Annotated in this window: 5 protein-coding genes and 1 pseudogene; 5 read left to right on the top strand and 1 reads right to left on the bottom strand. The window is 46.6% G+C overall.

Translation table 11 applies throughout. The features are described from left to right. Window positions 1-214: 214 nt before the first annotated feature. The 5 genes from IM479_RS12720 to IM479_RS12700 all read left to right on the top strand — a co-directional run bounded on the left by IM479_RS12720 (window position 215) and on the right by IM479_RS12700 (window position 6,481). Entirely contained in the window at window positions 215-652 is a 438-nt protein-coding gene (locus IM479_RS12720) for a CAAD domain-containing protein (RefSeq protein WP_287686769.1), read from the top strand. A gap of 493 nt (window positions 653-1,145) precedes the next feature. Continuing rightward, window positions 1,146-1,457 carry a co-chaperone GroES gene (gene groES / locus IM479_RS12715; protein WP_002737272.1) on the top strand — a complete coding sequence of 104 codons (312 nt, stop codon included), beginning with the start codon at window positions 1,146-1,148 and terminating at the stop codon, window positions 1,455-1,457. A gap of 46 nt (window positions 1,458-1,503) precedes the next feature. Continuing rightward, entirely contained in the window at window positions 1,504-3,129 is a 1,626-nt protein-coding gene (groL, locus tag IM479_RS12710) for a chaperonin GroEL (protein ID WP_287686767.1), read from the top strand. Between the two features lie 200 nt (window positions 3,130-3,329). Beyond that, window positions 3,330-5,243, top strand: coding sequence for a tetratricopeptide repeat protein (locus tag IM479_RS12705; protein WP_502856245.1), 1,914 nt, complete (start codon window positions 3,330-3,332; stop codon window positions 5,241-5,243). Then, entirely contained in the window at window positions 5,240-6,481 is a 1,242-nt protein-coding gene (locus IM479_RS12700; RefSeq protein WP_287686765.1) for an AAA family ATPase, read from the top strand. Before IM479_RS12705 ends, IM479_RS12700 begins: the two co-directional genes overlap by 4 nt. Before the next feature lie 54 nt (window positions 6,482-6,535). Here IM479_RS12700 and IM479_RS12695 read toward each other — a convergent pair. Then, window positions 6,536-6,751: pseudogene (locus IM479_RS12695) on the bottom strand (shikimate dehydrogenase); the annotation flags it as partial. Between the last annotated feature and the right edge of the window lie 182 nt (window positions 6,752-6,933).

The raw sequence follows: 6,933 nt of genomic DNA, 5'->3' as shown, positions 1-6,933 counted from the left end.
CCGCCGGGCAGTCGGTAGACGTTAAACTAAAACGCTTGTGGATTCGGTCTGACGGGGGCATAGTCTTCGGATTGTGTCTAGTTAAGAGGAGTAGAAGCAAGAATCTCCCGTCACAGCGTAGCTTGACGGCGAGAGTGTCAATCAGTCTGTTAAAATTGACCCCCGTTGGTCGTATTCGCGCACTGTCTAACCTTTATGATGAGGATCAGTTAATATGGAATCAATGCAACCGACCGAGACCCAAAATCCGATTAGAACGGATTTACCCGGGTCTCTGAGCAAACCCAGCAGCAGCAGCAGCAGCACCGAACAGATTTGGTCTGAGTATGTAGAACCAGTTTGGGATTCGGTGATGTCCTATCTGGCTAACGTCCCCGATTATATCGGTAGTTTCTTCTCTGGATACAAAAAACCTTTAATCGTTCTGGTGGCAATTTTAGCGAGTTTTGTCACCGTGAAAGTTACCCTAGCGGTTTTAGATGCGATCGATGATATTCCCCTCCTTGCTCCTATCCTACAATTAGTTGGAATCGTTTATAGTGGTTGGTTTGTCTGGCGCTATCTGCTCAAGGATGAAAATCGCCGCGAGTTATTAGCCGAAATTGATGCACTAAAAGCGCAAGTTTTTGGCAGTCACAATAACACTTTATAGAATCAAACAAAAGAGTTGAGCGCAAACACTCAACTCTTTTGTTTTTGCACAACAGCTTACACTAAATCCGTTGAGTATAGGTAACATATCAGGACAGGCACTCATGCAACAGGGTCAATAAATAGGGCTGGCTGAATAAATCTAAAAACCTTGTTGGGTAAGACTTTTAGACTTTTTGTCAATCAAAAAGTACCAGTTCTGGGAGTGATCGGGGGAAAATTCCGGGACTTTTTCTCTGAAAATTAGGTAATTTACCAGATGAGAATCGGTAAAAACCTACACCCCACACCCCACACCCCACACCCTGTCCCCACGAAAAACTTTTTCAGCAGACCCTAAATAGGGTTTATAGCTTAACACCATAGTTCGGAAACCCGTACCGATCGAGCAGTTGTCAGGGGGCCTTGTATTTCGGTAAATTAGCACTCGGAAGGTAAGAGTGCTAATCTGGAAAAGACACTTACCCAAATACAAGAGAAACGGAGGATATTCCATGGCTGCAGTCAGCATCAACGTAACTACTGTTAAACCCCTAGGCGATCGAGTTTTCGTCAAAGTTAGTCCCAGCGAAGAAAAAACCGCCGGTGGCATTTTCCTTCCCGATGCCGCTAAAGAAAAACCCCAAATCGGGGAAGTCGTGGCCGTCGGCCCCGGCAAACGCAACGATGACGGTAGCCGTACCCCTGTGGAAGTGGGTGTGGGTGACAAAGTTCTCTACTCCAAATATGCCGGAACCGATATCAAACTTGGTGGCGAAGAATTCGTTCTCCTCTCCGAAAAAGACATTCTCGCCGCCGTTTCCTAATCATCTACCCTTGAAAACCCCTATTTTGCCCGAATAACGATACATTATGGCTAAATCTATTATCTACAACGAAGATGCTCGTCGCGCCTTAGAAAAAGGCATGGATCTCCTGGCCGAAGCGGTAGCCGTCACCCTTGGCCCCAAAGGTCGTAACGTCGTCCTCGAAAAGAAATTTGGCGCACCCCAAATCGTCAATGATGGCATCACCATCGCTAAAGAAATCGAACTGGAAGACCATATCGAGAACACCGGTGTGGCTTTAATTCGCCAAGCAGCCTCAAAAACCAACGATGTAGCGGGTGATGGTACTACTACCGCCACCGTTCTCGCTCACGCTATTGTTAAAGAAGGTTTACGCAACGTCGCCGCCGGTGCTAACCCGATTTCTCTGAAAAAAGGTATCGATAAAGCTGCCGATTTCCTCGTCGGTCAAATCGCCAAACACTCGAAACCCGTAGAAGACTCCAAAGCGATCGCACAAGTGGGCGCAATCTCTGCCGGTAACGATGATGAAGTCGGTCAAATGATCGCCTCGGCCATGGATAAAGTCGGCAAAGAAGGCGTAATTTCCCTAGAAGAAGGGAAATCGATGACCACCGAACTAGAAATCACCGAAGGGATGCGTTTTGACAAAGGTTATATCTCTCCCTACTTTGTCACCGACACCGAACGCATGGAATGCGTCTTTGAGGATCCCGCTATTCTAATCACCGACAAAAAAATCGGTTTAGTACAGGATTTGGTTCCCATTCTCGAACAAGTGGCCCGTCAAGGCAAACCCCTAGTAATTATCGCCGAAGACATCGAAAAAGAAGCTTTGGCAACCCTAGTGGTTAACCGTCTGCGCGGTGTTCTTAACGTTACTGCGGTGAAAGCCCCCGGATTTGGCGATCGCAGAAAAGCGATGTTAGAAGATATCGCCGTCTTAACCGGTGGTCAAGTCATTAGCGAAGATGCGGGTTTAAAACTGGAAACCACCAAAATTGACAGCTTAGGTACGGCCCGTCGTATCACCATGACCAAAGATACCACCACCATCGTCGCCGAAGGAAACGATGTGGCAGTGAAAACCCGTTGTGAGCAAATTCGCCGTCAAATCGACGACACCGATTCTTCCTACGATAAAGAAAAACTGCAAGAACGTCTGGCTAAATTAGCCGGGGGTGTGGCAGTGATTAAAGTTGGTGCCGCTACCGAAACGGAAATGAAAGACCGCAAATTGCGCTTAGAAGACGCGATTAACGCCACTAAAGCAGCCGTAGAAGAAGGTATCGTCCCCGGTGGTGGTACTACTTTAGCTCACCTCGCTCCCCAATTGGAAACTTGGGCCAAAGAAACCCTCCAGCATGAAGAATTAACCGGTGCTTTAATCGTTTCTCGTGCGATTTCTGCCCCCTTAAAACGGATCGCTGAAAATGCCGGCCAAAACGGTGCAGTTATTGCCGAAAGGGTGAAAGAGAAGCCCTTTAATGTTGGTTATAATGCCGCTACCGGTGAGTTCTCCGATATGTTTGAGGCGGGTATCGTTGACCCCGCTAAAGTGACTCGTTCTGCCCTACAAAATGCCGCTTCGATCGCCGGTATGGTTTTAACTACCGAGTGTATTGTCGTGGATAAACCGGAAAAAGAAAAATCCGCTGCCCCCGCCGGCGGTGGTGACTTCGACTATTAATAAATAGTCTATTTTTTCTCGACTCGATCGCAATTAAGCGATCGAGTTTTTTTTGTTGAAAAAACATCACTCCGGGTTAAGGAAAGTACAATTTTATCCCCAGCGCTTTTTCCTTGCGGTAAAATATTGATAGCTTGATCGGGTATCCCGATTTACAGCCCACCATGCGGAACAAATCTGGATTGTTAACTTATACCACGATGTCGAAAAAAGCGAAAGGATTCGGTCAGTCGCCAACTCCCACGAGAAAATTTAAGGATTTTCTCTTTGCTTTTGGGGATTTTTATCGAAAAAATTCCAAAGATGAAACGAAGCTACAGCAATTTTTAAAAGCAAATATTAATAAATTAGATGATTTACTTTTAGACGCTTTACCTTTAGTCTTCACAAGCTTAATCGCCGATAAATCAATAGACGAGCGAGAAAGAATAGCCAGCCTTTTCGAGAATTTTGCTGTCACCATTTACAACTTTCCGTTAGGCGATCGAGCAACAAATTTAGAATTAAGTATTACTGCTCATAATCTCAGCCTAAAAATTTACACCCGCGAAGATTCCCCCGAAGATTGGGCGGGAACCCTGAATAACCTCGCCAGTGCTTACATTAATCGAATTCGGGGCGATCGGGCGGAAAATCTAGAGAAAGCGATCGAACTGTACGAGCAAGCTTTAGAAATCTATACCCGCAAGAATTTCCCCGTAGATTGGGCGGGAACCCTCAATAACCTCGCTCTCGCTTACAGCGATCGAATTCGGGGTGATCGGGCTGATAATCTGGAGAAAGCGATCGAACTGTACGGGCAAGCTTTAGAAATCTATACCCGCAAGAATTTCCCCGAAGATTGGGCGATGACCCTCAATAACCTTGCCCTCGCTTACAGTAATCGAATTCGGGGCGATCGGGCGGAAAATCTGGAGAAAGCGATCAAACTGTACGAGCAAGCATTAGAAGTTAGAACCCGCAAGAATTTCCCTGAAAATTGGGCGATGACCCTCAATAACCTCGCCAATGCTTACAGTGTTCGAATACTGGGCGATCGGGCGGAAAATCTGGAGAAAGCGATCGAACTGTACGAGCAAGCATTAGAAGTTAGAACCCGCAAGAATTTCCCTGAAAATTGGGCGATGACCCTCAATAACCTCGCCAATGCTTACAGTGTTCGAATACTGGGCGATCGGTCGGAAAATCTGGAGAAAGCGATCGAACTGTACGGGCAAGCTTTAGAAGTCTATACCCGCGAGAATTTCCCCGTCGATTGGGCGATAAGTCAGCATAATTTGGCCAGTGCCTATCGCGAGCGAGTTTTAGGGGAGCGGAAGGACAATTTAGAACAGGCGATCCATCTCCACAATCAAGCCGCTCAAATCTTTACTCGCGCCGCGTTTCCCGTGCAATGGGCGGGGAATCAAGGGCATTTGGCAGAAGCTTTGATGCAACGGGATAACCCCGGCGATCTCGATACTGCGATCGCTCTACTTCAAGAAGCTCTAGAAGTCTCCCCCGCAGGTTGTCAAGATTTTATTGACTCTCAATACCGATTAGGAATAGCTCTTTCTCAAAGGTACGATCGCGACAAAAATCCCGACGATCTCCAACGAGCTTTAGTAGCTTATAAAACCGCCCTAGATCTGATTAGTCCCGAACATTACGATCGAAAAGATATCTGGAAGGCGCTGCCCACTACCCAAACCATTCTCGGTAGTCGTCTGGTGCGGGATGGCGAATGGCAGCAAGGGTTACAACTGTTGTTAAATAGCGTCAATCAACTTAGCACCAGTGACGATCGCCTAGCCCATGCGAACGCGCTCTACCACACTGGCCGTGCCTACGAAGTTCTGTCCGATCGAGAGAAAGCCCGTCTCTACTATCGCGATGCCCTGCGTTGGTACGAATATTTACAGGATTTACCCGGAATCGCCAAAAGTCGCACCGGATTGGGGAATGTCTTCGTATCCCAAGGACATCTAGAGAAAGGAATGAAGGAACTCGATCGAGCGAAGGCAATCTACCGACAACTACCACAGACCGATCCCGATAGAGTGGAGGAGATAGACATTATTTATCAAGCTTCTCGACGGGCGATCGAACGACAAACCAGCGAGGTATATATATGACAAGTGCCGATGATCTTTTTAAGCAATCCTCTGACAATATCCAACGGTTAGGACTGAAGGAAATCCCCTTTACCGAAAGCCCGATCGATTTAAACAGCGATACCCTCGATCGTGTTTTTACCGGGCGACAAAATGAATTGCGACGGGTGTTTAATCTGTTCCAAAGTCGCGAGCGTCGTCGGATTCTGGTTTCCGGTCGTTTAGGAATCGGCAAAAGTGCTTTTTTACTGGAAGTATTGTCGGTTATACGCCGCAATCGTCCGCAAATGTTGACTACCTATATATCTCTACCCGCAGGTTTAGATATCGCCACTACAGCACTGATCGCCCTCGCTAGAGCGATGCCAAATGACGATTGGGCGCAACGTCAGCTTTATCAGATGGGAATTCCAACCGAAAAACTATTGAAGGAGCGTAGTGCTGAAATTAGCGGTAGTTTAGGAATCGGTGGTAAAATCGGCGAGAAAGATTTACCGCTCACGAAATTTCAATATCCGACTGTGAGCTTCGATACATTGTTAGAGCGGGCGCAAGAAGAATATCCGCAGGGGATTCTGATCGCGATCGATGATCTAGATAAACAAAATCCTAGTGTGGTACGACAAATGATGCACGACGCGCAGGGAATGTTAAAAGGTCGGGCTTGGTTTATGCTGACGGCTCACCCCATCGGGATGACGGGAGATTTATTAACCAGCGAACGCGGTTTATTTGACTTGCAATTGCCGCTAGAAGAACTAGATGCGGATACCACATACCAGATGTTAATTAACTATCTCAACAGTGCCAGAATTAAAAACGATTGTACCGATCCGAAAGATGACAGGTGTGTACTTCCCTTTTTACCAGACGCGGCAAGACGTTTTTGCAAGGTTTCTCTCGGCAGACCCCGTTTGTTCAACCGCTTGGGAAATATTGTACTTTCCACTGCGGCCGATCTTCAGGTTAAAACAATCACAATGGAAGTTCTCGAACAAGGATTAAGAGCAGCCGAAAAGGATTTCCGACAACAAGCGGCCTTAAACGCCAAAGAGGAAAGAATTCGTCTGCTTTTGCAACGCAAAGGTAATATCTCCGACGATTCGATCACCATCGATGAGCTTGAAAGTTTAGGTTTTCGGGCATTTAGTGATATTTTGCCCTTTCTAGAAAGATTGGAAGAAGCTGATCTAGCTCAAAGGTTAAATCAAGAGGATGTGACGGTTTTCGAGCCGATTCTTCTCCCTCCGGGGGATTGAAGGGAAAACGAAAATACACCGGCAAAAATCGATCGCCGTTCCCAGAAAAATCCTTTAAGGATTCGGGATCGATCGCACCAGCAGAGTCAGAATACTGGTTAATACTGCCACCACCACGGGAATAATCAACGATTTTGCTCCCTTGAGGTCAGAGACATCCTTAATCAAAGCGTCCTGTGTTCCCTCTACTTTTTCCAATCGCCTATCAATACTCTTGAGTTCGGTTTTCACCTCGGCCATATCTACTTTTAGATCGGTGACATCTTTCTTTGACACTCCTGGGCCTAAAGGCGTGAGGATTCTCGAAGCTCATCACAGCCCTTTCTGGTTTCCCTTACTTAGGTCTTACACGATTATGTCTGAACCGAACCTACTAGAATATCACTTGCTATCTAGTTATCCTTTTTATGGTTCACTCTCCAAGCGTTTTGGTCTTTCAACCAAGATTTGGG

Origin of the sequence: Microcystis sp. M165S2 (genome assembly GCF_020245885.1) — a bacterium.
Classification (GTDB): domain Bacteria; phylum Cyanobacteriota; class Cyanobacteriia; order Cyanobacteriales; family Microcystaceae; genus Microcystis.
The sequence above is the reverse complement of the archived record's forward strand: the minus strand, read 5'-3'. Positions and strand labels throughout refer to the sequence as shown.

Excerpts from the sequence above, each read along its gene's own strand:
- groL (WP_287686767.1), top strand. The coding sequence starts at position 1,504 with ATGGCTAAATCTATTATCTACAACGAAGATGCTCGTCGCGCCTTAGAA.
- groES (WP_002737272.1), top strand. The coding sequence starts at position 1,146 with ATGGCTGCAGTCAGCATCAACGTAACTACTGTTAAACCCCTAGGCGAT.
- IM479_RS12700 (WP_287686765.1), top strand. The coding sequence starts at position 5,240 with ATGACAAGTGCCGATGATCTTTTTAAGCAATCCTCTGACAATATCCAA.
- IM479_RS12705 (WP_502856245.1), top strand. The coding sequence starts at position 3,330 with ATGTCGAAAAAAGCGAAAGGATTCGGTCAGTCGCCAACTCCCACGAGA.
- IM479_RS12720 (WP_287686769.1), top strand. The coding sequence starts at position 215 with ATGGAATCAATGCAACCGACCGAGACCCAAAATCCGATTAGAACGGAT.